Origin of the sequence: Janthinobacterium sp. Mn2066 (assembly GCF_049319705.1) — a bacterium.
Lineage (GTDB): Bacteria > Pseudomonadota > Gammaproteobacteria > Burkholderiales > Burkholderiaceae_D > Janthinobacterium.
In genome coordinates this window covers 114,095-135,946 of record NZ_JBMOUF010000013.1, presented here as the reverse complement: position 1 = coordinate 135,946, position 21,852 = coordinate 114,095, and the positions used below count along the sequence as shown (strand labels likewise).

Below are 21,852 nucleotides of genomic sequence, written 5' to 3'. Positions count from 1 at the left end.
GCTGGCAAGGGCGAATCATGGGGCAATCACAGTTGATTGTTACAGTATTTTAACCGCTGGCACAGGCTGCGCCCAGCTATAATCTGCCCCCATGAACTTGCTTAAAACCCTCGCTGCCATCTCCAGCATGACCATGCTGTCCCGTGTAACCGGTTTATTGCGCGAGAGCCTGTTCGCGCGCGCTTTCGGCGCCGGCGCCTACACGGACGCCTTCATTGTTGCCTTCCGGATTCCCAACCTGCTGCGGCGTTTGTTCGCCGAAGGGGCATTTTCGCAAGCTTTCGTCCCCATCTTGTCTGAATACAAGAGCCAATATGGCCAGGAAGCCAGCAAAAAGCTGGCCGACCACGTGGGCAATACCCTGGTCTGGGCCACCATGATCGTCTCGCTGATCGGCATCCTGGCTGCGCCCTGGTTTGTCTATGCGATCGCTACCGGCCTCAATAAAGACCCGGGCGCCTTCGATGCGGCCGTCTGGATGACGCGCCTGATGTTCCCGTATATCGCCTGCATGTCCTTCGTGGCGCTGGCCGGCGGCATCCTCAATACCTGGCGCGAGTTCAAGATTCCTGCGTTCACCCCGGTCCTGCTGAATGTCGCCTTCATTGCCGCCTCGCTGTTCCTGGCGCCCTTCCTGAAACAGCCGGTCTATGCCATGGCGATTGCCGTGTTTGTCGGCGGCCTGCTGCAGGTGGCCGTGCAGATTCCTGCACTGGTGCGTATCGGCATGCTGCCGCGCTTGTCGATCAACCCCGCCATGGGCTTGTCCGACGGCGGCGTGCGCCGCGTGCTGAAAAAGATGGGACCGGCCGTGTTCGCCGTCTCGGCCGCGCAGATCAGCCTGATGATCAATACCAGTATCGCCTCGCGCCTGGCCGAAGGCAGTATTTCCTGGCTGTCGTATGCCGACCGCCTGATGGAGTTTCCTAGCGCCATGCTGGGCGTGGCCCTGGGCACCATCTTGCTGCCCAGCCTGTCGAAAGCAAATGCCGATGGCGACAAGACCGAATACTCGGCCCTGCTGGACTGGGGCCTGCGCCTGACCTTCTTGCTGGCCCTGCCGGCGGCAGTCGGCATGGCCACCCTGGCCACGCCCCTGATCGCCACCCTGTTCCACTACGGCAAATTCACGGCCGAGTCAGTGACCATGTCGACCGAACCCCTGATCGCCTACAGCCTGGGCCTGATCGGCATCATCCTGGTGAAAACCCTGGCGCCCGCCTTTTATGCGCGCCAGGATATCCGTACCCCCGTGAAAATCGCCATCGGCGTGCTGGTCGCCACGCAGCTGATGAACATGCTGTTCGTGCCCCACCTGGCCGTCGCCGGCCTGGCCCTGTCGATCGGCCTGGGCGCCTGCCTGAACGCCTGCTTCCTGTACTGGGGTTTGCGCAAGCGCGGCATCTACCAGCCTGAAGCGGGCTGGGGCAAGTTTTTCCTGCGCTTGCTGCCCGCCCTGGCCATCATGGGCGGCGTGGCGGCCCTGGGCGCATCGCGTATCGACTGGATTGCCATGCAGCACCACCCGCTGCTGCGCATAGGCGCCCTGGCGCTGCTGGTCGCCGTCTGCGGCGCCGCTTATTTCGGCACTTTATTACTCGTCGGATTCCGTTTCCGCGACTTCAAGCGCAACGCCTGATACCCGCTAGCACAATAAGAAAAACCCGCACCAGGCGGGTTTTTCAACATCTGGGCAGCAGCGTTTTTCAGGCTGCTTTCACCGCATTGCGGCGGCGTGCCACGAAGCCCAGCAGGCCCAGGCCGCCCAGCAACATGCCATAGGTTGCCGGTTCCGGTACGGCGCTGACCGTATAGGTGCCGGAATAACCCGCGCCCGCAAAAGCGGTACCGACCAGGTCGAGTACGAATGGCCCCGTGCCGGAAAACTCCACGCCGAAGAATTGCAGCTTTCCGAAGGCAAAGGATTGTCCTTTCACCCCGTTCAGGTTGGACAGCAGGTCGTTGAAGGCCAGGTTTTGACCGCTGACGGTCAGGCCGATGTCATATTTGCCAGCCCCCAGGTTACCCAGGGTGATCAAGTCACGGCCGCCAGACAGGATGCCGTCACCCACCACCGCGTCGAAACTATGGGTGTTGCCATCAGCGATCACATTGATCGTCTGATCGCCAGCATAAGCACTGAACGAAGCCACAGCCAGCACGCCTGCAGCGATAAATTTCAATTGCATAGTTTATCCCTTTAAAAATATGGCTGCCCCGTGCATGCCACCGATAGTACTGTTACTAAAAGTACTGATGAGGATGGTAGCATAAAATCACTGAATTACTTATAAATATTTTATCTTAATTTCTTTTATTACAATTATTTTCAGCGCGAAATAGTTGCAAGCATCGAGTACTTTCTATTCGAAAATAGTTCGGATGGCGTGCTTGTTTCTTTTGAATTAAGAAGGCGTGGGTTCCGGCACATCCGCATCGTCAGCGGGATGTACGGGTTCCAGCGGCGCAGGCAAGGCCGGAGGGACTGCTGGTGGCGAGGTGGCAGGCAGACCGGTGGGTGCCGGGACGGGGAGTGGTGCAGGAAGCTGGACTGTGCCTGGCGGCGCAAGCAATTCATCACTTCCCATGAATTGCCATTCCGACAAATGCAGCTTGCCTTCGAAGCCCGCAAAACGCGTTTCAAAGTGACCAACTTTTAACGGCGCCGCGCGCGACAGGCTATACACGCCGATGATGCCATTGCCGCCAGGCTGGTACAGCAAGCCCCATTCGGCACGGCCGGTGATCGGGTCGACAAACAGCTTGCGCAGGTGGCGGCGCACTTGCGGATAACGGGGATCGCGCAGCAGCGCGGCCAGGCTGGTCGGCTGTGGCAGCTGGCCCGCCGGCGTGGCCTTGGCATAGCTGCGCAGCGCATCGGAAAACTGCGCGCCGATATCGAGCAGCTCCTGCTCGGCCGCCTGGCGCTGCAACAGCGAGCCCATCTTCAGGCCAGCCGCCCCCACCAGGCCCAGGATGGCGACCAGGATGATCAATCCCAGGTAAGTAAAGCCGCGCTGGCGGCCGATGGGGCGCATGCGCGCTACCAGTCGGCGAACGGCGTGCCGCTGCGGTCCTTGCCCGGCGCGCCGCTCTTCACGTCATACACCTGGCCCGGCGTATCGTCGGGCGGCGCCACGATGGTCCAGCTGGCATCGCTATCCGTGATGGGATCGATGGGCATGGCGCGCAGGTATTTCTTGGTCACCAGTTGCTCCAGCGAATCGGGATAGCGCCCTGTATCGCTATGGTACTGGTCGATGGTGGTGCGCAGATTGCGCAAGTTATCCATCAACACGGTTTCCTTCGCCTTGTCGAAACTGGGGAAATAGCGCGGCACGGCCAAGGTCAGCAGCAAGGCGATAATGCCCAGCACCACCAGCAGTTCGATCAGGGTAAAACCGCCACGGCGGTGTATCAAAGTCGGCTTCATGTTCACCATTTGCGATAAGGCACGTCATTCAAGCCGATCTTGGCGGAAGTCGAATAGACGTCATATACATCGTCGCCTTCGCGCGGATCGTCGGCTTCGCTGGCATAGCTGCGCTTGCCCCAGGTTTGCGCATCGCTCAGGCTCGCGTCGGGATTGAATGGATCGCGTGGCACGCGGCGCAGGAAAAACATCTTGCTGTGTTTCGGACTGCGCAAGTCCGGCACGCCTTCGACCAGCACTTCCAGCTTTTTCGGATAACCGTTACCGTCGACCGCCTTGACCATGCGGCCATCGTCGTACGCTTTTTTATAGGCGTCGATGGCCTGCCGGATCTCACGCAAGGAGCGGCGCAGCTCCTGTTCCTGGCGCCGCTGCACCGTCACTTGCGTGACGGGCAACACCAGGGTGCCCAGCACGCCCAGGATGGCCAGGGTCACCAGCAGTTCGATCAAGGTGAAGCCGGCACGCAACTTCATTTTGACGGCGGCTGCAGCATTTGCACCGGGACCGGCTGGCTCGGCGACAAGGGCACGCCCAGCGGTACTGGCTGGCTCGGCTGGCTGGCCGGCAAGGCTGCCGGCGCCGGCGTCTGCTCGGGCGGCGTGCCGGCCTGCGGCGCCGGGGCGCTTGCCGAGCCACCCGGCGTGATTTCCGGCGTAGCGATGCTTTGCGGCATGGCGACTGGCGGCGGCGCCATCGGCGATTGCGGCGGCGCTGGCGGCAAGCTGCCGCCGCTGGCGCCAGCGCGCCCGCTGACGATCACATTGCCGCCACCGGCGGCCGCGCTCGGCATCGCCACGTTGCCCTTGACGCTGAGGTCGGGACGGCGCCGGAAGCTGCCCTCGGTGCCGGCCGAAAATTCGGAATCCTGCGCTTCGGGCCGCTGTACCTTGCGGATCAGGTGCGGCGTGATCGACAGCACGATCTCGGTTTTATTGTCATCGCTCTTGTCGGTGCCAAACAGGCGGTCCAGCACGGGAAACTCGCCGATGCCGGGCACCTTGTTGCTGCCGCTACGCTCTTCGCTGCTCAGCAAGCCGGCCAGCACCTGGTTTTCGCCATCCTTCAACTGCAGCAGGGTCGACGCCTGGCGCGTGCCGATCTGGTACACCTTGGAGCCCGAGTTGGTCACGGTCTGCGGCCCCAGGTTGCTTACTTCCAGCGCCACGCGGATCGCCACGTCGCCATTGAGGTAAATCGTCGGCTCCACGTTCAGGGTCAGGCCGACTTCGATATAGCTGACCGATTCCGACGTCAGGCTGCTGAAGCCGGGCGAAATGGTCGAGGTAATCACCGGTACCTTGTCGCCGATGACGACCTTGGCCTTTTCCTTGTTGCGCACGCGGATGCGCGGATTGGCCAGCAGATTGACGTCGGCATCGACCTTGCCGGCATTGATGGTGGTCGCCGCCAGGCCTGTCACGCCGATGGTGCCCTTGTTGATATGCTTGAGATCATCGAGCGTCAGGTTGTTGCCGTTAAACGTGCTCAGTGGCGTCAGGCCCACCGACTGCGGCCAGTTGATGCCGAGGTTGAGCGTGCGGTTGCGCTGCACTTCCAGCACTTCGACTTCCAGCATCACTTCGGCTTCCGGCACGTCTTGCAGGTTGACGATGCGCTCGGCCAGCTTGATCGCTTCCGGCGTGTCGCGCATGATCACCAGGTTGAGCTTTTCATCGACCACGATATCGCGCGTCTTCAAGATGGTGCGCAAGGTATTGGCCACCGTCTTGGCGTCGGCGTTGGACAGGAAGAAGGTCTTCACCATCACTTCCTGGTATTCCTTCAGCTTGGCCGCCACGTTCGGATAAATCAGCACCGTGTTGGCGTCCATCACCTGCTGTTCCAGCTGGTTGGTCATCAAGAGATAATAAATCGCCGACTCGACCGTGCTGTTCTTCAGGAAGATCGAGGTCCGGTTATCGGCCTTGACATCCTTGTCGAACACGAAATTGAGGCCGGAGCGGCGCGCGATCACTTCAAACACCTGCTTCAGCGGCGCGTCGCGGAACTCGATCGAGATCGGCTGCTTGTACGAACGCGCCAGGCCCGATTCGATCAGCGGCGGCGCGGTCTTGTCGTTCAAGTCGTGCAGCATGGCACGCGCCTTGTCGTTGTTCGGGTTTTCGGTCAGGATCGCGTTCAGGCGCTGGCGCGCAGGTTCATATTGCCTGGCTGCAATCGCAGTGCTGGCTTCGGCCAGCATCTTGGCTTGCCGCAGGTTGATGTCGATCAAACGCAAGCCGGCCAGCGCGCGTTCGTTTTGCGCATCCAGCGCCAGCACCTGGCGGTAGGTCTCGCGCGCCTGCTCGATCTTGCCGGCCGCCGCTTCGTCATCGGCCTGCTGCACATAACGCCGGCTGTTGCTATCGCGCACATTGAGGTAAGTGCTGCGGTACTTGGCATTCCTGGGGTCCGCCGCGATCGCATCCTGGAACTTTTTCAGCCCCGCCTCGATCTGGTTTTTTTCGATCAGATCGTTGCCGTCGCGGTAAGCGATCGGGCCTGCGCAGCCGGACAAAAACATGGCGGCGGCCGCGGCCAGCGCCAGCTTCCTGTACGGCAGGCTGTCGCCGGCGGTCTGTAATGGACTAAGCATCAGTCGAGTGCTCCAATGTTGATCTGTTGAACCTGGTTCAAAGGTAAATACGTCATCGTCATCGATGGCGGGGCGATTTTTTCCACCCGGTAACTGCCATCGATAATCGTGTGTTCGCGCACCACATAGGTCTTGTCGGCACCGCGCGACAGGAAGACTTCCCACACGCCGCCGCCGACCGCCTTGCCGATATAGGTGAACGGCATCGCGGGCGCCACCGGCACCGGTGGCGGAGGCGGCGGGCCGGACGGCTGCAGGCTGGCCTTCGGCGGCGGCGGATTCCAGTTCTGGCTCAGGAACACCGCATCGCCGCCATCGAACACGGCCTCGCCGGCTTCGCCGACCAGTTCGGCGCGCGGACGCAGCGCCAGGATCGCCACTTCCTTGTCTCCTGGCTTGCCCGGCCTGGCCACGGCTGCGGCATCGTCACGCGGCGCGGCCGGCTTGCGCTCGACCGCCTCGGACACTTCGGAGCCGGCCTGGCGGTCGCCGAACAAGAGCAGCGCGGCAGCGCCCACCAGGGCCAGGCCCATGATCACATGCTGGCGCTTCATGGCTGCTCCCTAGTCGCCTGCGGCAGACCGTCCTTCAGATAAAACGTCAGCCGCACACGCGCTTCCAGGCTGGTCTCGGCAATCTGTTCACGCCGGAAAGCCAGTTCATCGAGCGAGGCGAACGGCACCGCGCGCAGCGCCTGCAAGCCAAACGACCACAGCGCCTGGTACGAGCCCTTGACCGGCAACACCACCTGATAGGTGCTGACCCGGCTGGCCTTGTCGTAGGCCGACTTGTATTCGCCCTGCGACAGGCTCAGGCCGTTCTTGGCAGCCAGGTCGAACAAGGTCTTGACCTGCTGTTCGGCATAGCGCTTTTCGCCCAGCGTGTCGTAGAACAGGGCCAGGTTCTGCTCGGCGCTGGCCGGCGCCGGCGCGGCAGCCAGCACCGGCGGCGCGCTGGGCAGCGGAACGACCATATGCTGCAAGGCGGCGCGCTGCTGGAATACCCAGCCCCAGCCGCATGCACCCAGCACGCACAGCAGCACCGCGCCAGCGATCAACGGGGCTTGCCCGCCACGCAGCAGCATCAGCCGCAGCGGCAACAGCGCTTGCTGGAGATCCAGTTGCTGCAACGGCTTCATGGCGCACTCCAGCCGGCTTCGACCTGGAAGCGTATCGGCCGGTTCGGATCGAGCTGGCTGATTTCATGGCGCACCAGCTGCACCCCGTTGAATAATTCCTGCTGCTTTAATTGCTCGATATAGGCAATCATGTCATCGCTGTTCTTCGCTTCCGCGGTAATTTTCAACACCCGCTTGCGCGCATCGGGCTCCAGCGCCAGCAAGGCCACCGTCGGTGGCGTGGCGGCGGCGACCGCCTCCTGCAAGTCGCGCCATGGCAAATTCAATTGCAGCACCGCCGCATTGATGAACGCCGCCTGCGCCTCGGGAATCTGTACGGCGCTTTTCGCCGGCAGCTTCGGTTGCGACGCGATCGCCTGGCGCTGGGCGGCGCGCTCGATGGCGGCAAGGCGCTGCTGGCGCGCTTCGAACACGTGATAGCCGGCCAGCGCGGCGCCGCCGCACAGCAGCAGGCCCAGCACGGCGCCGGCCCACACGGCCGGGTGCGTATGGAATACCGTGCGGCGCCAGCCACGCGGCGCAAAATCAATATGCAAACGGCTCATGCAATGCTCCCTGCCCGCGCCAGCCGGGCGCTGGGCGGCCAGTCGCCACCGGCCATGGCCGGCTCCAGCCAGGCCAGCGGCAAGTCGCCGGCGGTGGCCGACGGCTTGCTCCACAAGACTGGCGCCTGGCCGGACAACATCAGTTTCGACGGCGTCGCCAGGTCCAGCAGCAGTGCTTCGCGGCGCAGGGCCTGGTTCAGCCAGTCATGCCCGGCGCCGGCCGGCACCGGCAAGGGCCGCAGCGCGCGCAATACGCCTGCCTCGACGGCGGCGACGGTCAGCACGCCGTCATGCAGCAAGCCGAACCAGGCGCCCTTGGCCAGCGCCCCTTGCCAGCGGTTCCAGGCGGCGGCGAAATGCGGCACGATGGCGACGATATGCAATTTATGGGCGGCAGCGGCCCGTTCGAGCTGGAATAGCAAGCTGCGCGGCATGGCGCCGAAAAACGGCGCGCCGGCAGCCCATCCCGTACTGATGCTCCAGGCGGCCGGGCTTTCACCGTACAGCACCTGGAAGCGCATCGCGGCAGCAGCCGCCAGGTCTTGCGGCCGGCTCGCGCCCGTCGGCAGCGCCACCTGCCACAGGCGCAGCAAGTCGTCGTCCAGCACGAAGCTGACCGGCCAGCCGGCATGGCCGGCGCAAGCGGCGCTGCGCAGCACCGTATCGATCGCCTGGCCGATGGCCGCATGGATATCCTCGGCGTCCGCCGCCACGGCCTGCTCGGCCAGGCGGCTCAGCTTGTCACCGGACCAGCGGCTGCTGCGCAGCACGGCGACAGCCGATCGCGACACGCCGATCCGCAATGCCTGTCCCCACTTTCTACGCATGCAAAGTCACCCGTTTGATTTCAGTAATGGTGGTGGCGCCGCGCCTGACCAGCTCCAGCGCGGCCAGGCGCAGGCTGCGCGTGCCGTTCTGGTAGGCGGCGGCCTTGATCTGGCGGATCGGCCGCTTATCGACGATCAGTTCGCGGATTTCATCGTTCAAGGTCAATATCTCGGCAATCGAGCGGCGCCCCTTGTAGCCGGTGCCGCGGCAATCGCCGCAGCCCTTGCCCTGCATGAACTGGTAATCGATGACGTCGGCCCGGGACAGGCCCACGCTGGCCAGTTCCTGCTCGTCGGGCGTGTATTCGGTGGCGCAATGGGGGCAGTTGGTGCGGATCAGGCGCTGCGCCCAGATGCCGTTCAAGGCCGAGACAAATGCGTACGGATCGATGCCCATGTGCGTAAAACGGCCGAATACGTCGAACACGTTATTGGCGTGCACGGTGGTCAGGACCAGATGGCCCGTCAGCGCCGACTGCACGGCGATTTCCGCCGTTTCGCGGTCGCGGATTTCGCCGACCATGATCTTGTCGGGGTCATGGCGCAGAATCGAGCGCAAGCCCTTGGCGAAGGTCAGGCCCTTCTTTTCATTGACGGGGATTTGCAGGATGCCGGGCAGCTGGTATTCGACCGGGTCTTCGATGGTGATGATTTTTTCGCGTCCGTTATGGATTTCCGTCAGCGCCGCGTACAGGGTGGTGGTCTTGCCGGAACCGGTCGGCCCCGTCACCAGCAGCATGCCGTAGGCTTCCTGCGCCAGGGTGCGCAAGGTCGCCAGCGAGGGGGCGTCGAAACCCAGCGCTTCCAGGGTCAGCGAACCGTAGGCTTCGATCATGGCGCGCTTGTCGAGAATCCGGATCACCGCGTCTTCGCCGTGGATGCTGGGCATGATCGAGACGCGCAAGTCGATTTCGCGGCCGCCCGCCTCGACCCGGAAGCTGCCGTCCTGCGGCACGCGCCGTTCGGCGATATCGAGTTCGGCCAATACCTTGATGCGCGAAATGATGTGCTCCGCCACTTCGATGCCGTTGACCGAGGTGGCGTGGTCGAGCACGCCGTCGACGCGGTATTTGACGGCCAGGCCGCCGGCCGTGCTTTCCAGGTGGATGTCCGAGGCGCCCGCTTTCAAGGCGTCGTACAAGGTCGAGTTGACCAGCTTGACGGCCGGGCTGCCCGCTTCCGACACCGAGGCGAACGACAGCACGGCGGCCGTCTTGCCGTCGCGCCGGGCATCGCCTGCGGCGCCCGGCAGCAGGCTGTCGACGGCGCGCGCCGATTCTTCCTGCTTCGACAGGTAGGCGCCGATATCGGCCTGCAGCGCCAGCCGCAATTGCAGCGGTGATTGCGCGGAATGCGGCGAACTGCGCGCACGCGCGCCCAGCCAGGTTTGCAGGTCGAGGTCGAACGGGTCGGCGATCACGCCGATCACCTGCCCGTCCGCGCTGCGCAACAGCACCGCGTGGCGCGGCAAGGCCTGCGACAGCGGCAGCAAGTCGAAGGCCGGCGTCAAGGCCAGCATGTCGGCCGTTTCCAGCACGGCCAGGCCGAACGGCTGCGCCAGCGCCTGCACCACCAGGCGCGGCTCGATGCCGGTCAGCCCTTCGAGCTCCTCCACCAGCGAACGTTTCGAGATGGCGCGCAAGGCCCGCGCACGTCCCAGCAGCGCAGCATCGATGGTTGCGATGGCGGGCGCCGCACTGGCCAAGGGAACAGCATTCATGAAATATCTCCGGCCAGATCGAAAATCGGCATGTACAACAACACCACGATGGCGCCGACCACCAGGCCGATGGCGGCCATCAGCAGCGGCTCGAAGGTGCGCGTGAAGCGCTCGATCCAGCGACTGATCTCGCCATCGTAAAAGGCCGCCGACTGGCTCAGCATCGGTCCCATGTCGCCGGTGCGTTCGCCGACGCGCAGCATGCGCAGCGAAATCGGCGTGGTCAGGTGGTTGACTTCAAACGAGGTCGACAGCGGCAAGCCCGCTTCGATGCTCAGGCGCGCCGCCTGCAGCGCGCTGCGCATGCCAGGCGAGACCATGTCTTGCACCGTGGCAATCGCCTGCACGATGGTGATGCCGCCTTCGGACAGCATGCCGAGGGTCAGGTACAGGCGCGACAATTCATAGATGCGCACCCGCTCGCCGATGCCCGGCACCTTGGCCACCAGGCGGATCGCGCCGCCATTGGCCGTGATGCGCCGCACCAGCAAGGTGCCCAGCGCGATCACCGCGGCAATCCCGCCGAGCAGCATGGTGGTGTGGTTGCTGGCGAACTGGCCCCAGCTCAGCAGCAATTGCGACATCCATGGCAGGCTGCGGCCGGCGCCCTGGTACACCTCGGCAAAACGCGGCACCACATAGGTAATCAGGAAAGTGCTGACGCCGCCGCCGACCAGCAGCAGGATCACCGGATAAATCGCGGCGCTGACGATCTTGGCGCGCACCAGGTCGATGCGCTGCTGGTAGTCGATGTAGCGCGACAGGGCGCGCGGCAAGTCGCTGGTGCCTTCGGCCGCGCGCACGATGCCGATGTACAGCGGCGGAAACAGATCGGCCTGGTCGGCCAGCACGGCCGAAAAGCGCTTGCCTTCGCGTAAGCCTTCGAGCAGGCGGCCGAGTGCGCCACGGGTGCCCGGATTGGCTTCTTTTTCCAGCAGCGCTTCCAGCCCCTCGACGATGCCGAGACCGGCCGTCAGCAGGGCCAGCAATTCCTGGCTGAACAGGACCAGCGACAGGCTCTTGCCCTGGCGCCGCCTGACGGCATTGAAGGGCGTGCCGCGCAAGGGGGCGATGGCGCTGACGAACAGGCCGCGCGCCTCGACCTGCTGGCGGGCGTCGGCTTCATCGCGGCCATCGATGATCAGACTGGAGACGGTCATGTCGGCAGACAAGACCCGAACATCGAACTGCATGGCGCTGGAATCTTATTGTGAAGTGATGTCGGCGTCTTCACCGCTGCCGCCGGGCTGGCCATCCTTGCCCAGGGAAATGATCTCGTACTCGCCCTTGGTGCCTGGCGCGCGGTACTGGTAGGGGTGGCCCCAGGGATCGAGCGGCACGGCCTTTTTCAGGTACGGGCCATTCCACTTGGTGCCGGCGGCCGGCGGCGCGGCCAGCAAGGCGGCCAGTCCTTCTTCCGTGTTGGGATAGCGGCCCACGTCCAGGCGATAGGTATCGAGCGATTTTTCAAACGCCTCGATTTGCGCCTTGGCCACGGTCACTTCGGACTTGCCCAGTTGCGCAAAATACTTGGGACCGACATACGCGGCCAGCAAACCAATAATCACGATAACGACCAGCAATTCCAGCAAGGTAAAGCCTGCTTGAACCGCCTTTTTATTGCTTTTATCGCATGATAAACCATGGCCTGCCTGCTTCAATGGCTGGCTGTGTACTGCCTGACTGTGTACTGCGTGCATCCGCGGCGCTCCTCAATTGATCGCTGCCCCCCTGCGCCATGATGACGCAATAAAGTGGCCCCATTCGTCAGCCTACCATGTGCGAATGGTTGAGACAATGTTTTATTTTTTCCTGAGTGCAACTTATTTCCATGGAAACTAATTTGAAATAGCTCTCGGCTACGCCAGCATGAATGCAAAAATACCATTTCATTAAAGGCATGACTTATTTTCAATTCAAAACTGAGTGACTATTGGTTAATACTTGATAGTAAAAAGAAAATTTAATTCTGTTGTTTTTTGTAACTTACAAATAAAAAATACAACAATATTTGCAAATTTAATTTCCTCTTTTGCTATATTAAAAGCCAACCTTATGCAGGCCAGATTTCAACGGCGACATACGGCGAGATCCACATAAGCATATTAAAAAAATTTCATCAAAATACACAAGGGAAGAGCTCATGAGTCAATTTATGTACGGTAATGCGCAACAACTATCCATCCCATCTCGTTTTCCGCTGAAGAAATTGCTCGGTGGCGCCCTGCTCGGTGCGGCGCTGGCCGCCTCGCCTGTCGCCATGGCCGACGTACTCACCTTCAACAATCTGGACAATCAATTCGTCGGCCACGGTGATTCCTTTGACTTCGCCAACTTTTCGCTGACCGGCATTTCGAATGTCCCTGGCGCCAGCCCTGGCGACCTGGTCGGCGCGATCTTCAGTGGCAGCGACCCCGCCTCTTGCGGCCAGGCTTGTCCCACCAACAATCCGAATAACTACTACGCCGCCCTCAACGACGGCATCGTCTACCTCGATCCCCTGAAAGCGGGCGGCACGGTCAGCCTGCAAGGCTTCGACGCCAGCTTCATCGGCTACGCACAGGGCGCCAGCTATCCGGCGATTGCCGGCCTGCTGCGCGTGCAAGGCTTCTATGCCGACGGTTCTTCTCTGTATGAAACCTATCAACTGGGCGGCCCCGTGGGCGGCAGCTTCCAGTTCCAGCATTTCGACACCAGCGCCGGCTTTTCCAGCCAGCGCTTCGAATCGCTGGCCTTCTTCGGTTTCACTTGCAACACCAGCGGCAATTGCAACGCGTTCAATAGCAACAAGGGCCAGTTTGCACTCGACAACATCATCGCCTCGGTACCGGAACCATCGACCTACGCCATGATGCTGCTGGGCCTGGCCGGCATCGGTTTCGTGGCGCGCCGCCGCAAACAAGCCTGATTCCCTCTCCCTGTTGATCCCGATACTGCTACCAGGAAACCCATACATGACATTCCGTCCCGTTTTGCGTCCCATTTCGCTTGCCGTCCTGAGCCTGTTTGCCAGCCTGAGCATCCACGCCCACGCCGACGATCTGCGCCGCCCCTACATCGTGCAACTGACCGATAAACCAGTCGCTTCCTATGCCGGCGCGGTGCCGGGCCTGAGCGCTACCCAGCCGGCCGCCGGCAGCCGCCTCGACCTGGCCAGCGCCGAAGTGCAGCTGTACACCGACTACCTCGAACAGAAACAGGCGCGCGTGCAAGCCATCGTGGCCGCGGCACCCGTGCAATACCAGTACAAGATCGTGCTCAACGGCTTTTCCGCCCTGCTGACCGACGCCGAAGTGCGCCAGTTGCAAGCGAGCGGCGATGTCGCCAGCATCGAACCGGACGAGCCACGCCAGCTGCAAACCAACTACACGCCGATCTTCCTGGGCCTGGACCAGCCGGGCGGCCTGTGGAACCAGCTGGGCGGCAAGCAGCATGCCGGCGAAGACATCATCATCGGCGTCGTCGATGGCGGCGTCTGGCCGGAAAACCTGTCGTATGCAGACCGCGCCGACGCCAACGGCAAGCCCACCTTCGATGCGTCCGCCAGCCTGGCCTATGGCCCGGCGCCCGCCAACTGGCGCGGCACCTGCCAGACCGGCGAAGGTTTTACGGAAGCCCATTGCAACAATAAACTGATCGGTGCGCAGTACTTCAACGCCGTGCGCCTGACCGAGACAGACAAGATCGCCCACTGGAGCGAATTCACCTCGCCGCGCGACTCGATCGGCGATCCGAATGGCGAAGGCGGCCACGGCACGCATACCTCGTCCACCGCCGGCGGCAATAGCGGCGTGCCTGTCACGGTCAGCGGTTCGCCGCTGGGCGAGATTTCCGGCATTGCGCCGCGCGCCCGCCTGTCGGTCTACAAAGTGTGCTGGTCCTACAACCTGGCGACCCAGGCGACCGGCGCCAAGAACAGCTGCTGGGGTGGCGACAGCGTGGCGGCGATCGAAAAGGCCGTCAAGGATGGCGTTCACGTGATCAATTACTCGATCAGTGGCGGCACCGTCATCAACGACCCGGTCGAACAAGCCTTCCTGCACGCCTCGAACGCCGGCGTGTTCGTGGCTGCATCGGCCGGCAACTCGGGCCCCGCCAATACGGTCGCCCACATCAGCCCATGGCTGGCCACCGTGGCGGCCTCGACGCACAACCGCGCCAATCAGGCCACCGTGACCCTGGCCAATGGCGCCAAGTACACGGGCGCATCGCTGAACTGGAATCCGCTGCCTGCCACCGCCCTGATCCGCGCGCAGGATGCGGGCCTGCCTGGCGCCGATCCGCAAAAACTGGCCCTGTGCTACCGCGCCGGCGACAACGGCGGCGTGGCCCTGCTGGACCCGGCCAAGGTTGCCGGCAAGGTCGTCAGCTGCCTGCGCGGCACCACGGCGCGCACCGACAAGGGCGTGGCCGTGCTGGAAGCCGGCGGCGCCGGCATGGTGCTGGTCGATACGGGCATCGGCCTGGTGTCCGATCCGCACGTCTTGCCAGCCGTCCACGTGAGCGCTGCCGATGGCGCGCTGATCAATGCACAGGCACAAACGGGCGCCTCGACGGCGGCCATCTCGCGTTTCGTGACCAATGGCAATGGCCCAGCAGCACCGGTGGTGGCCGACTTCTCGTCCCGCGGCCCGAACCTGTTCGATGTCAACGTGCTCAAGCCTGACGTCAGCGCGCCTGGCGTCGATATTCTGGCCGGCGGCACGCCAGCCCTGACCCGCGTCCAGCGCGACGCCGTGCAAGATGGCAGCCTGGTGCCGCAGCAAGCGTACATCTTCCTGCAAGGCACCTCGATGGCCAGCCCGCACGTAGCCGGCCTGGCCGCGCTGCTGCGCCAGCAGCATCCGACCTGGACGCCTGCCGCCATCAAGTCGGCCCTGATGACCACCGGCAGCAGCACCCTGCCCGATGTGCAGGCAGGTGATGCACGCGGCATCTTGCCATGGGGCCAGGGCGCCGGCCATGTGACGCCAAACAAGGCGACCGATCCAGGCCTGGTGTATGACGCCGACCTGTCCGACTACAAGAAATACATGTGCGGCGCGGGCATGGCGGCGGAATGCGCCACCGGCAGCATCGCTGGCTACAACCTGAACTTGCCATCGATCACCATCGGCAATGTGCTCGGCACGCAAACCGTCACCCGCCGCGTGACCAACGTGGGCAGCAGCAGCGCCACCTACAACGCCAGCGCCTCGATCACGGGTTATACCGTCGCGGTTGCGCCTAGCAGCCTGAGCCTGGCTCCAGGCGAAACCAAATCGTTCACCGTGACCCTGACGCGCACCACGGCGCCAGACAATGTGTGGCAATACGGCGCACTGGTGTGGAGCGATGGCGTGCACTCGGTGCGCAGCCCTGTGACGGCGCGCTCGGGACGCTCGGTGCAATCGCCGGCGCTGGTGCAGGCGAACACCGTCAGCGGCTTGCGTTCGCTCACCCTGTCGACCGGCTTTGCCGGCAAGGTTGGCGCGACGACGGGCGGCTTGAAGGAAGTCGTCCGCACGGCGCAAACCGTGGGCCAGTCGGTGCCAGGCAGCGTGGAAACGCTGGCGCAAATGAATACGGCATGCCGTACGGGCGCCGCTGGCACCCGCCTGCTCAGCGTGCCGATTCCTGCCAATACCGTGGTCGCCCGCTTTGAAACGTTTGACCGCGATACGACGGAAGGCGCAGGCAACGATCTTGACCTGTTGCTGTTGAACAGCGCCGGTACCACCGTCGCCGCCTCGGCCAATACCGGCTCGAACGAGTCCATCACCTTGAGCACGCCAGCAGCCGGCAACTACCGCCTGTGCGTGATCGGCTATTCGGTGGCCAATGGCGTGTCGACCGGCTTCGGCCTGTCGTCGGCGGTCGTCACGACAGCCGACAAGGGCGGCAACCTGAAAGCCACCCTGCCGAGCAAAGTGTATGTGGGCGGCAGCGCCACGGCCGGCATCAGCTGGTCTGCGCTGGACAGCGGCAAACGCTACCTGGGCGGCGTAGTCTTCCTTGACGGCAGCAACGCAGCTGCAGCCACCACCGTGCTGTCGGTAGAAACCAACAGCCCGCTGCCACTGGCGGCGCCTGCCCTGCGCGAAGTGAAAGTCGATAGCGCGCTGTAACGCAGTCTCGCTACTGGCACAAAACGCGCCCTGCGGGGCGCGTTTTTTTTGGCTATGTCACCGTCAGATGTGGGAATTCTCGCAAGCTTGACCAGTCGGGCCTCCGCTTTGCAGACAGGTTCCCCTATTTAACGAGGACAGAGCCTTTTTTATGCGTACGACACCCGTGCAAGGTCTATGATGCCTGGCCAGCCTTCAATACAGGGGAGTATTTCCATGCAGATAGCATCAGAGGAAAGACGGGCCTATATCGTGCAGCTGACCGATCCGCCGCTGGTGTCTTATACAGTGCAGGGACGGCATCTGGAGACGGATAGCGAGGCGGCGCGCCGTTATGTGGGTTATCTGGAAGAAAAGCAGCGCGCCGTGCTGGCGCTGATTGGCAAGGCGCCCGTGCAGTACCACTACACGGTGACCTTGAACGGCTTTGCCGCCATGCTGACGCAAGCCGAAGTAGCCTGCTTGAAAGCGGCGCCAGGCGTGATGCAGGTGTCGCCGGACACCGTTGAACAGCTCAACGGGCCGGCGTTAAAGAACAATCAACAATAGTCGGCAAGTACTCAGGCGGTCGGCAGCGTACGGCGGCGCAGGGCAAAGCCGATCAGCGCCAGGCCACCCGTGAGCATCATCCATTCCGACGCTTCCGGCACGGCCGAGATCGACGCGATGCTGGCATAGGTGCTGGCAGCGATCGATGCGGGCAAGGCGCCGTTGCGCGGCATCAAATCGAACTGCAGCAAGTTGCCATTCGGATTGCCCAGGTAGGCCGAGGCCGACTGGTCCAGCAAGCCCAGGCTGAAGGTGGTGCCCGCATTGCCGCTGGTGCCCAGGAATTCGCCGCCAAACACGATATCGAAGGCAAACTTGCCGCCCAGGGTCACGTTCTGGAACCAGTCGTTATAACCGCCGCCATTGCCGAACACCAGGGTGCCTGGCGCGCTGCCACTGACATTGCCGTCTTTGCTGTCGAGCGCGCCAAAAGCACCCGAGAACTGGCTCAGCGTGGCGGTGGCGCCAGGCGCCGGGCTATTGCCAGCAAGAAAGGTAAAGTCCAGGAAACCCGCGCCAGAGAACTGGCTGGTATCGATTTCCACGTGGTAGTGCAGCGGATCGGCCGAGGGCGCTGCCAGGGCAGCACTGCTGCCGGCGGCCAGCAGGGCAGCCAGGACGGCGCGGCGCAGGGTCAGGTTGAAGTTGATTGCAAACATGGCAGTTTCCTTAGAATTTACCGGCGAAAATGCCGGCGTTATAGCTGATCGTCACTTTCGACGGATTGGTGAAACTGAGGGCAAACGACGCTGTCGCGCCTGGCGCCAGGCTGGCGGCATTGACGCTGACATACGGCGCGCCTGCGCGGCTGCCGCTGGCGTTGTCGAGGCTGACGCCGGCAGGCAAGCCGCCGAAGACCACCTGGAATGGGCCGTTGATGGCGCTTGCCCCCGTATTGGTGAAGCTGACGGTGCCCGTGTACTTTTGCGTGATGCGGTTGTAGGCAAAGCCCGAGCTGGACACTGCAACGGCGCCGCTGATGTCGCGGTAGGATGGCTGCAAGTCCAGGCTGATGACGACCGGGTCATGGTCCGAAGCGCGGTACGGCGAGGCGTCGTACAAGTCTTGCGGCTTGCTCGCATCGATGTTGTAGTCGATCACTTCCGGCTCGTCGGCATTCAGGTGCCACTCCGCCACGCCAGCCACTTGCGGGCTCAGGCTGGCGCTGGCCAGTGCATGGTCCAGGTAGCCGCTCAAGCCGCCGAACACATACGAGTACGGCATGCCGGCAGGCCGCACGAAACGCTCGAGCTCATTGACGAAGCCGGCGCCCGTGATGACCTGGATCGGATCTTCCGCGCCATAGGAATTCAAGTCGCCGATGATCAGCACGTCGGCGTCGCCGGCGGCTGCGGCCACTTGCGGCACGAAGCTGTTCACCAGGCGCTGCGCCTGCTGCACGCGGGTGGCGTTCCAGCAACTCTGGCTGTCGTTGCTATCGGCATCCGGGCCGCTGCCGGACGGGCAGCTGCCTTTCGACTTCAGGTGATTGACGATCAGCGAGAATTTCTCGCCATTGGCGGCACGGAAGGTTTGCGCCATCGGTGGACGGTTGTTGATGGCGGCCGCATCGGACAGCGCGCCGCCTACCAGGCCCAGCTTGGCCGGTTTGTAGATCATCGCCACGCGGATCGCGTCGGTGCCGGTGGCGGCCGGCTTGGGCACCACCGCGTAGCTGACGCCGCCGATAGACGCGTTCAGCTGGTCGACCAGGTAGCTGACAGCCGTTTCGCCATTGTTCTGGATTTCCATCAAGCCCACTACGTCGGCATCGATGGCTTTCAGCTCGGCCACGATCTTGTCGCGCTGGCGGATGAATTCGGCCAGGTTGTCGGCGCCACGGCAATTGCTCCTGGTGGTCGAGGAACCCACGGTGCAGCCCTGCCCCGTTTGTCCAAACACCGTATTGCCATTGGTAAAGGTCGTGAAGAAATTGAGCACGTTGGCGCTGGCCACCTTGACGTTGCCCGCTGGCAAGTCAGGCGCGCCGGTACGCGGGTTGTCGCGCGAGAATTGCGGCGTCACGGTCGGCTGCAGTTTATACGCTGCGCCACCGCCGCCGATGGCGCCGAAGTCGACCACGCCCGTCAGGTCGGCCACCGTGTCGCCGCTGCGCACGGTATTGTCTTCGCCGATGTAGGGGATGGTGGTGGGCGCCACGAAAATACCGTCGTCAAGCACGATCAGGTTGCTGGCATTGGCGGCCGCCAGCGCCAGCGCTTCGGCCGACCCGGCCGGATAGCGGTTGGTCGGTATTTCGCGCCGGCCGGCCGACAAGCTCAGTTCGCCACGCGCGCCCAGGTAGGCGTTTTGCGAGACGGTCAATGGCTGCGTGAATCGCACCAGCATGCCTTCCACCTGGCCCAGATTATCGTTGGGTAATGTCACATTGGTCGGCACGATGCTGTGGCCGCTGCTTCGCGTGATGATGGAAGTCACGTCCTTCAATTCCGTGTACGAATTTTTCGCGCCCGATGGCGTGTATTCGAACACCGTACCCGTCACGCGCACCAGGTCGCCCGGCTGTACAGGCGCGACCGTGCTGCCCGTGTAGACGAAGATGCCGTCCGAGGTGGTCGGGTCGCCATCGCCGGCCGGGTCTTGGATAAAGAAGCCTGTGCCCACTTTCAGGGTCACCACGCCTTCCGTGGTCTGCACGGAATTGGCATACGGGCTGGTTGCGCCCGGACCTTGTATTTGCGGGATCGTGTGGCTGACGGCAGCGACACCCTGCACGGCCACGTTCACCTGGCAGGTCGCCGTTTGCTGCTGGTCATTGCTGAACTTGACGACCACCGGGTAATTACCCGCCGGCACGCCAGCAGCCACCAGCAGGTTCACGCTGGCGCTCTCGCCCGCCACGCCGGCGGCACTGAACTGGCCCAGGCTGATGCCGGCCACGGCCGGGGACGCCAGCACGGCGGCATTGACCACGCCATCGACGTCGGAAGCGCGCAGCACGGCGTTGCCGCCACTGCCCAGCGCCAGCGACAGGCTGGCCGGGCAGCTGGTGACGATCGGGTGCAGCACGGGACCACCGCACACGCGGCGCTCGGTAGCCGTATTGCGCGGCGCGACACTGCCGGTGGCAAAGTCCAGGCTATTGTCATCGGTATCGACGCAACCGCCATTGGCGCGCAGGATCGCCAGCGTGTTCGACGGGGCCGGCGCGACGGCGCCCTCAAAGCCATTGGCCGTGCCGAAACCGACCAGGTCCACCACTTGCGCACCGCTCGGGTTGGCGCTGGTCTGCGCCGTCTTGCTATTGCTCAATAAGACCTTGCCCGCCGTGCCGGACATGGCGATGTTGCCCGTGGCATCAGGCGCCGGCAAGTCCTGCGTACCGCCTGCCCCCTGGGCCTGCTGCACCAGCAGATATTGTCCGGGCTGCAGATTGATGGCTGGCAAGGCTGTCACAGCCCAGCTCGATCCAGCGGCCGACGCATATTGCACGCTCCAGTTCGTCAAGTTGACGGGGCTGGCGCTGCGGTTGAAGATTTCAATGAAGTCATTACGGTACAAGGCTCCCGTGTTGCCGCCACCGCCATATACCTGGCTGATGACGATATCGGAAGCCGCCAGCGCAGGCAGGCTCAACGAGGCGAGCAAGCCTGCCATGACGGTCAGGCGCCATGGCGCGCGGCAGGGCAGTCCAGGCAATGCCGGATAGCCCGGATTAAAACTATTTTTCATAAAGAATTCCTGATGGCAATTAAGATTTCCGTCCTACCATGAATGGCAGAAGGCACTAAAAATCTGACAACAAAATTGAATAATTAACTAGTCTTTTTGTTATTGACGCAATCATAATTATCAACCATGACAACTTGATGACAAAAATTAATTGGTATGCATGCCCCCGCTAGATGCAGGACTGACAAGTTGGTCTTATGCACACTATTTTGTTGTATAAAAGTACGCTTTTATTTCCTGTGAGGCAATGAAAATAAGTTATTGCATGTTACTTCCAGTGCAAGCATGCTAGTATTAGTGTCGGTATCAATAAAACATCTGCCATCAAGAAGCAGGAACAGATCGCACGAGCGGCCGCACAAGCAATAACAACTGGTGAACAGCAGAGACAGGGAAGATTGATCATGAGAAAAAATAACCACCGTTCAACCCCAACCTTCTTGCTTGCAGCCCTGCTGTCGCCACTGCTGCTGTCCCCGCTGGCCGCGCAAGCGAACAGCTACACTGGCTACTATGTCAATCCGCAGGCCGTGCCGCCTGCCAAAAAGCCCAATTGCTCACAATCGATGCAAGATGACAAAGGCAAGGCGCAGAACCAGGCCACCTCGGGCGTCAGCCTGGAAGGCGTGTCCAGCCCTTGCAGCCTGTCCAATGGCGATATCAATTACGATGAATTCAAGAATGATGGCGTGGGTCCGGGCACGGTGAGCAGTCTCGGCGACGATGCCGCCTATCACCGCAGCCTGGCCAGCGACGACGGCCACACGGGCGTGAAACGGCTGCCGTCGGATGCGCTGAATTTCCCCAGCGTGGCGAGCCGTCCGCTGGCGTCCGGCAATGGTCCCGCCTTCAGTGCGGGCACGGACAGTTTTAATGCGACCTCGACGATACAGCCGTTCCAGCCGGCGGCAGCGGTAGGCTGGCGGCCTGGCAATGTGGGCGGCACCGAACGCCTGGCGGCTTCCAGCTTCAGCAGCCCTGGCGGCTTTGGCAGCGGCTCCGGCGACCCGGGCCTGTTCGGCACCAATCCGCCTGTTTCGGGTGGTACCGGTACACCAGACACCCCAGGCACCGACTTGCCGGCGATCCCGCCCGTCGTCGGGCCACCGGTAGTCACCCCGCCCATCGTGACACCGGTCGATCCGAATATCCCGGCCATCCCGGAAGCATCGACCTGGGCCATGCTGCTGGCCGGCCTGGGGCTGGTCAGCCTGGCGCTCAAGCGCCGCCGCCACTAAGCC

The 21,852-nt window shown here is 62.8% G+C and carries 19 protein-coding genes; 5 read left to right on the top strand and 14 right to left on the bottom strand.

Annotated features, from left to right (window positions below; translation table 11 throughout):
• Nucleotides 1–91 precede the first annotated feature (91 nt).
• A complete protein-coding gene (gene murJ / locus ACL9RI_RS23405; RefSeq protein WP_422728883.1) occupies nucleotides 92–1,639 on the top strand; it encodes a murein biosynthesis integral membrane protein MurJ in 1,548 nt (515 codons plus the stop codon).
• 67 nt (nucleotides 1,640–1,706) lie between these two features.
• Here the strand turns inward: murJ and ACL9RI_RS23400 are convergent, their stop codons facing one another.
• From ACL9RI_RS23400 to gspG, 12 genes are all read right to left on the bottom strand, one after another.
• Entirely contained in the window at nucleotides 1,707–2,189 is a 483-nt protein-coding gene (locus ACL9RI_RS23400) for an FxDxF family PEP-CTERM protein (RefSeq protein WP_422728882.1), read from the bottom strand.
• Nucleotides 2,190–2,405: 216 nt separating this feature from the next.
• Nucleotides 2,406–3,038: a type II secretion system protein gene (locus ACL9RI_RS23395; RefSeq protein ID WP_422728881.1), complete on the bottom strand. Its 633-nt coding sequence runs from the start codon at nucleotides 3,036–3,038 to the stop codon at nucleotides 2,406–2,408.
• 5 nt (nucleotides 3,039–3,043) lie between these two features.
• Nucleotides 3,044–3,442: a type II secretion system protein gene (locus ACL9RI_RS23390; RefSeq protein ID WP_422728880.1), complete on the bottom strand. Its 399-nt coding sequence runs from the start codon at nucleotides 3,440–3,442 to the stop codon at nucleotides 3,044–3,046.
• Nucleotides 3,436–3,909 (bottom strand): type II secretion system protein, encoded by a 474-nt coding sequence (locus ACL9RI_RS23385; protein ID WP_422728879.1) that lies wholly within the window; start codon nucleotides 3,907–3,909, stop codon nucleotides 3,436–3,438. Before ACL9RI_RS23385 ends, ACL9RI_RS23390 begins: the two co-directional genes overlap by 7 nt.
• Nucleotides 3,906–6,032: a secretin N-terminal domain-containing protein gene (locus ACL9RI_RS23380; RefSeq protein ID WP_422728878.1), complete on the bottom strand. Its 2,127-nt coding sequence runs from the start codon at nucleotides 6,030–6,032 to the stop codon at nucleotides 3,906–3,908. Before ACL9RI_RS23380 ends, ACL9RI_RS23385 begins: the two co-directional genes overlap by 4 nt.
• A complete protein-coding gene (locus ACL9RI_RS23375) occupies nucleotides 6,032–6,586 on the bottom strand; it encodes a hypothetical protein (RefSeq protein ID WP_422728877.1) in 555 nt (184 codons plus the stop codon). Before ACL9RI_RS23375 ends, ACL9RI_RS23380 begins: the two co-directional genes overlap by 1 nt.
• Nucleotides 6,583–7,170 (bottom strand): hypothetical protein, encoded by a 588-nt coding sequence (locus ACL9RI_RS23370; RefSeq protein ID WP_422728876.1) that lies wholly within the window; start codon nucleotides 7,168–7,170, stop codon nucleotides 6,583–6,585. The genes ACL9RI_RS23375 and ACL9RI_RS23370 overlap by 4 nt, the downstream gene beginning before the upstream one ends.
• Complete coding sequence (locus tag ACL9RI_RS23365; protein WP_422728875.1) at nucleotides 7,167–7,715, bottom strand: PilN domain-containing protein; 549 nt, start codon at nucleotides 7,713–7,715, stop codon at nucleotides 7,167–7,169. Before ACL9RI_RS23365 ends, ACL9RI_RS23370 begins: the two co-directional genes overlap by 4 nt.
• On the bottom strand, nucleotides 7,712–8,542 hold the full coding sequence (locus tag ACL9RI_RS23360; RefSeq protein WP_422728874.1) for a hypothetical protein: 831 nt from the start codon (nucleotides 8,540–8,542) through the stop codon (nucleotides 7,712–7,714). Before ACL9RI_RS23360 ends, ACL9RI_RS23365 begins: the two co-directional genes overlap by 4 nt.
• Nucleotides 8,535–10,262: a GspE/PulE family protein gene (locus tag ACL9RI_RS23355; RefSeq protein WP_422728873.1), complete on the bottom strand. Its 1,728-nt coding sequence runs from the start codon at nucleotides 10,260–10,262 to the stop codon at nucleotides 8,535–8,537. Before ACL9RI_RS23355 ends, ACL9RI_RS23360 begins: the two co-directional genes overlap by 8 nt.
• Nucleotides 10,259–11,455 (bottom strand): type II secretion system F family protein, encoded by a 1,197-nt coding sequence (locus ACL9RI_RS23350; protein WP_422728872.1) that lies wholly within the window; start codon nucleotides 11,453–11,455, stop codon nucleotides 10,259–10,261. The genes ACL9RI_RS23355 and ACL9RI_RS23350 overlap by 4 nt, the downstream gene beginning before the upstream one ends.
• Nucleotides 11,456–11,467: 12 nt before the next feature.
• Entirely contained in the window at nucleotides 11,468–11,962 is a 495-nt protein-coding gene (gene gspG / locus ACL9RI_RS23345; protein WP_422728871.1) for a type II secretion system major pseudopilin GspG, read from the bottom strand.
• A 443-nt stretch (nucleotides 11,963–12,405) separates the two neighbouring features.
• On the opposite strand from gspG, the gene ACL9RI_RS23340 reads away from it, so the two are divergent.
• The 3 genes from ACL9RI_RS23340 to ACL9RI_RS23330 all read left to right on the top strand — a co-directional run bounded on the left by ACL9RI_RS23340 (nucleotide 12,406) and on the right by ACL9RI_RS23330 (nucleotide 16,918).
• A complete protein-coding gene (locus tag ACL9RI_RS23340) occupies nucleotides 12,406–13,170 on the top strand; it encodes an NF038120 family PEP-CTERM protein (RefSeq protein WP_422728870.1) in 765 nt (254 codons plus the stop codon).
• 46 nt (nucleotides 13,171–13,216) lie between these two features.
• A complete protein-coding gene (locus ACL9RI_RS23335; RefSeq protein WP_422728869.1) occupies nucleotides 13,217–16,369 on the top strand; it encodes a S8 family peptidase in 3,153 nt (1,050 codons plus the stop codon).
• Nucleotides 16,370–16,585: 216 nt separating this feature from the next.
• Entirely contained in the window at nucleotides 16,586–16,918 is a 333-nt protein-coding gene (locus ACL9RI_RS23330; RefSeq protein WP_422728868.1) for a protease inhibitor I9 family protein, read from the top strand.
• A gap of 11 nt (nucleotides 16,919–16,929) precedes the next feature.
• On the opposite strand, the gene ACL9RI_RS23325 is transcribed toward ACL9RI_RS23330, so the two are convergent.
• Both ACL9RI_RS23325 and ACL9RI_RS23320 read right to left on the bottom strand, forming a co-directional pair.
• Nucleotides 16,930–17,577, bottom strand: a complete 648-nt coding sequence (locus tag ACL9RI_RS23325; RefSeq protein WP_422728867.1) for an NF038129 family PEP-CTERM protein — start codon at nucleotides 17,575–17,577, stop codon at nucleotides 16,930–16,932.
• Between the two features lie 10 nt (nucleotides 17,578–17,587).
• On the bottom strand, nucleotides 17,588–20,611 hold the full coding sequence (locus ACL9RI_RS23320) for an ExeM/NucH family extracellular endonuclease (RefSeq protein WP_422728866.1): 3,024 nt from the start codon (nucleotides 20,609–20,611) through the stop codon (nucleotides 17,588–17,590).
• Between the two features lie 404 nt (nucleotides 20,612–21,015).
• Between ACL9RI_RS23320 and ACL9RI_RS23315 the strand changes: the two genes are divergently transcribed.
• Nucleotides 21,016–21,849: a PEP-CTERM sorting domain-containing protein gene (locus ACL9RI_RS23315; protein WP_422728865.1), complete on the top strand. Its 834-nt coding sequence runs from the start codon at nucleotides 21,016–21,018 to the stop codon at nucleotides 21,847–21,849.
• The last annotated feature ends 3 nt before the right edge of the window (nucleotides 21,850–21,852 follow it).

Excerpts from the sequence above, each read along its gene's own strand:
- ACL9RI_RS23400 (WP_422728882.1), bottom strand. The coding sequence starts at position 2,189 with ATGCAATTGAAATTTATCGCTGCAGGCGTGCTGGCTGTGGCTTCGTTC.
- ACL9RI_RS23330 (WP_422728868.1), top strand. The coding sequence starts at position 16,586 with ATGCAGATAGCATCAGAGGAAAGACGGGCCTATATCGTGCAGCTGACC.
- ACL9RI_RS23320 (WP_422728866.1), bottom strand. The coding sequence starts at position 20,611 with ATGAAAAATAGTTTTAATCCGGGCTATCCGGCATTGCCTGGACTGCCC.
- ACL9RI_RS23385 (WP_422728879.1), bottom strand. The coding sequence starts at position 3,909 with ATGAAGTTGCGTGCCGGCTTCACCTTGATCGAACTGCTGGTGACCCTG.
- ACL9RI_RS23350 (WP_422728872.1), bottom strand. The coding sequence starts at position 11,455 with ATGCAGTTCGATGTTCGGGTCTTGTCTGCCGACATGACCGTCTCCAGT.
- ACL9RI_RS23340 (WP_422728870.1), top strand. The coding sequence starts at position 12,406 with ATGAGTCAATTTATGTACGGTAATGCGCAACAACTATCCATCCCATCT.
- ACL9RI_RS23325 (WP_422728867.1), bottom strand. The coding sequence starts at position 17,577 with ATGTTTGCAATCAACTTCAACCTGACCCTGCGCCGCGCCGTCCTGGCT.
- ACL9RI_RS23315 (WP_422728865.1), top strand. The coding sequence starts at position 21,016 with ATGAGAAAAAATAACCACCGTTCAACCCCAACCTTCTTGCTTGCAGCC.
- ACL9RI_RS23335 (WP_422728869.1), top strand. The coding sequence starts at position 13,217 with ATGACATTCCGTCCCGTTTTGCGTCCCATTTCGCTTGCCGTCCTGAGC.
- murJ (WP_422728883.1), top strand. The coding sequence starts at position 92 with ATGAACTTGCTTAAAACCCTCGCTGCCATCTCCAGCATGACCATGCTG.
- ACL9RI_RS23360 (WP_422728874.1), bottom strand. The coding sequence starts at position 8,542 with ATGCGTAGAAAGTGGGGACAGGCATTGCGGATCGGCGTGTCGCGATCG.
- gspG (WP_422728871.1), bottom strand. The coding sequence starts at position 11,962 with ATGCACGCAGTACACAGTCAGGCAGTACACAGCCAGCCATTGAAGCAG.
- ACL9RI_RS23380 (WP_422728878.1), bottom strand. The coding sequence starts at position 6,032 with ATGCTTAGTCCATTACAGACCGCCGGCGACAGCCTGCCGTACAGGAAG.
- ACL9RI_RS23355 (WP_422728873.1), bottom strand. The coding sequence starts at position 10,262 with ATGAATGCTGTTCCCTTGGCCAGTGCGGCGCCCGCCATCGCAACCATC.
- ACL9RI_RS23390 (WP_422728880.1), bottom strand. The coding sequence starts at position 3,442 with ATGGTGAACATGAAGCCGACTTTGATACACCGCCGTGGCGGTTTTACC.
- ACL9RI_RS23395 (WP_422728881.1), bottom strand. The coding sequence starts at position 3,038 with ATGCGCCCCATCGGCCGCCAGCGCGGCTTTACTTACCTGGGATTGATC.
- ACL9RI_RS23370 (WP_422728876.1), bottom strand. The coding sequence starts at position 7,170 with ATGAAGCCGTTGCAGCAACTGGATCTCCAGCAAGCGCTGTTGCCGCTG.
- ACL9RI_RS23365 (WP_422728875.1), bottom strand. The coding sequence starts at position 7,715 with ATGAGCCGTTTGCATATTGATTTTGCGCCGCGTGGCTGGCGCCGCACG.
- ACL9RI_RS23375 (WP_422728877.1), bottom strand. The coding sequence starts at position 6,586 with ATGAAGCGCCAGCATGTGATCATGGGCCTGGCCCTGGTGGGCGCTGCC.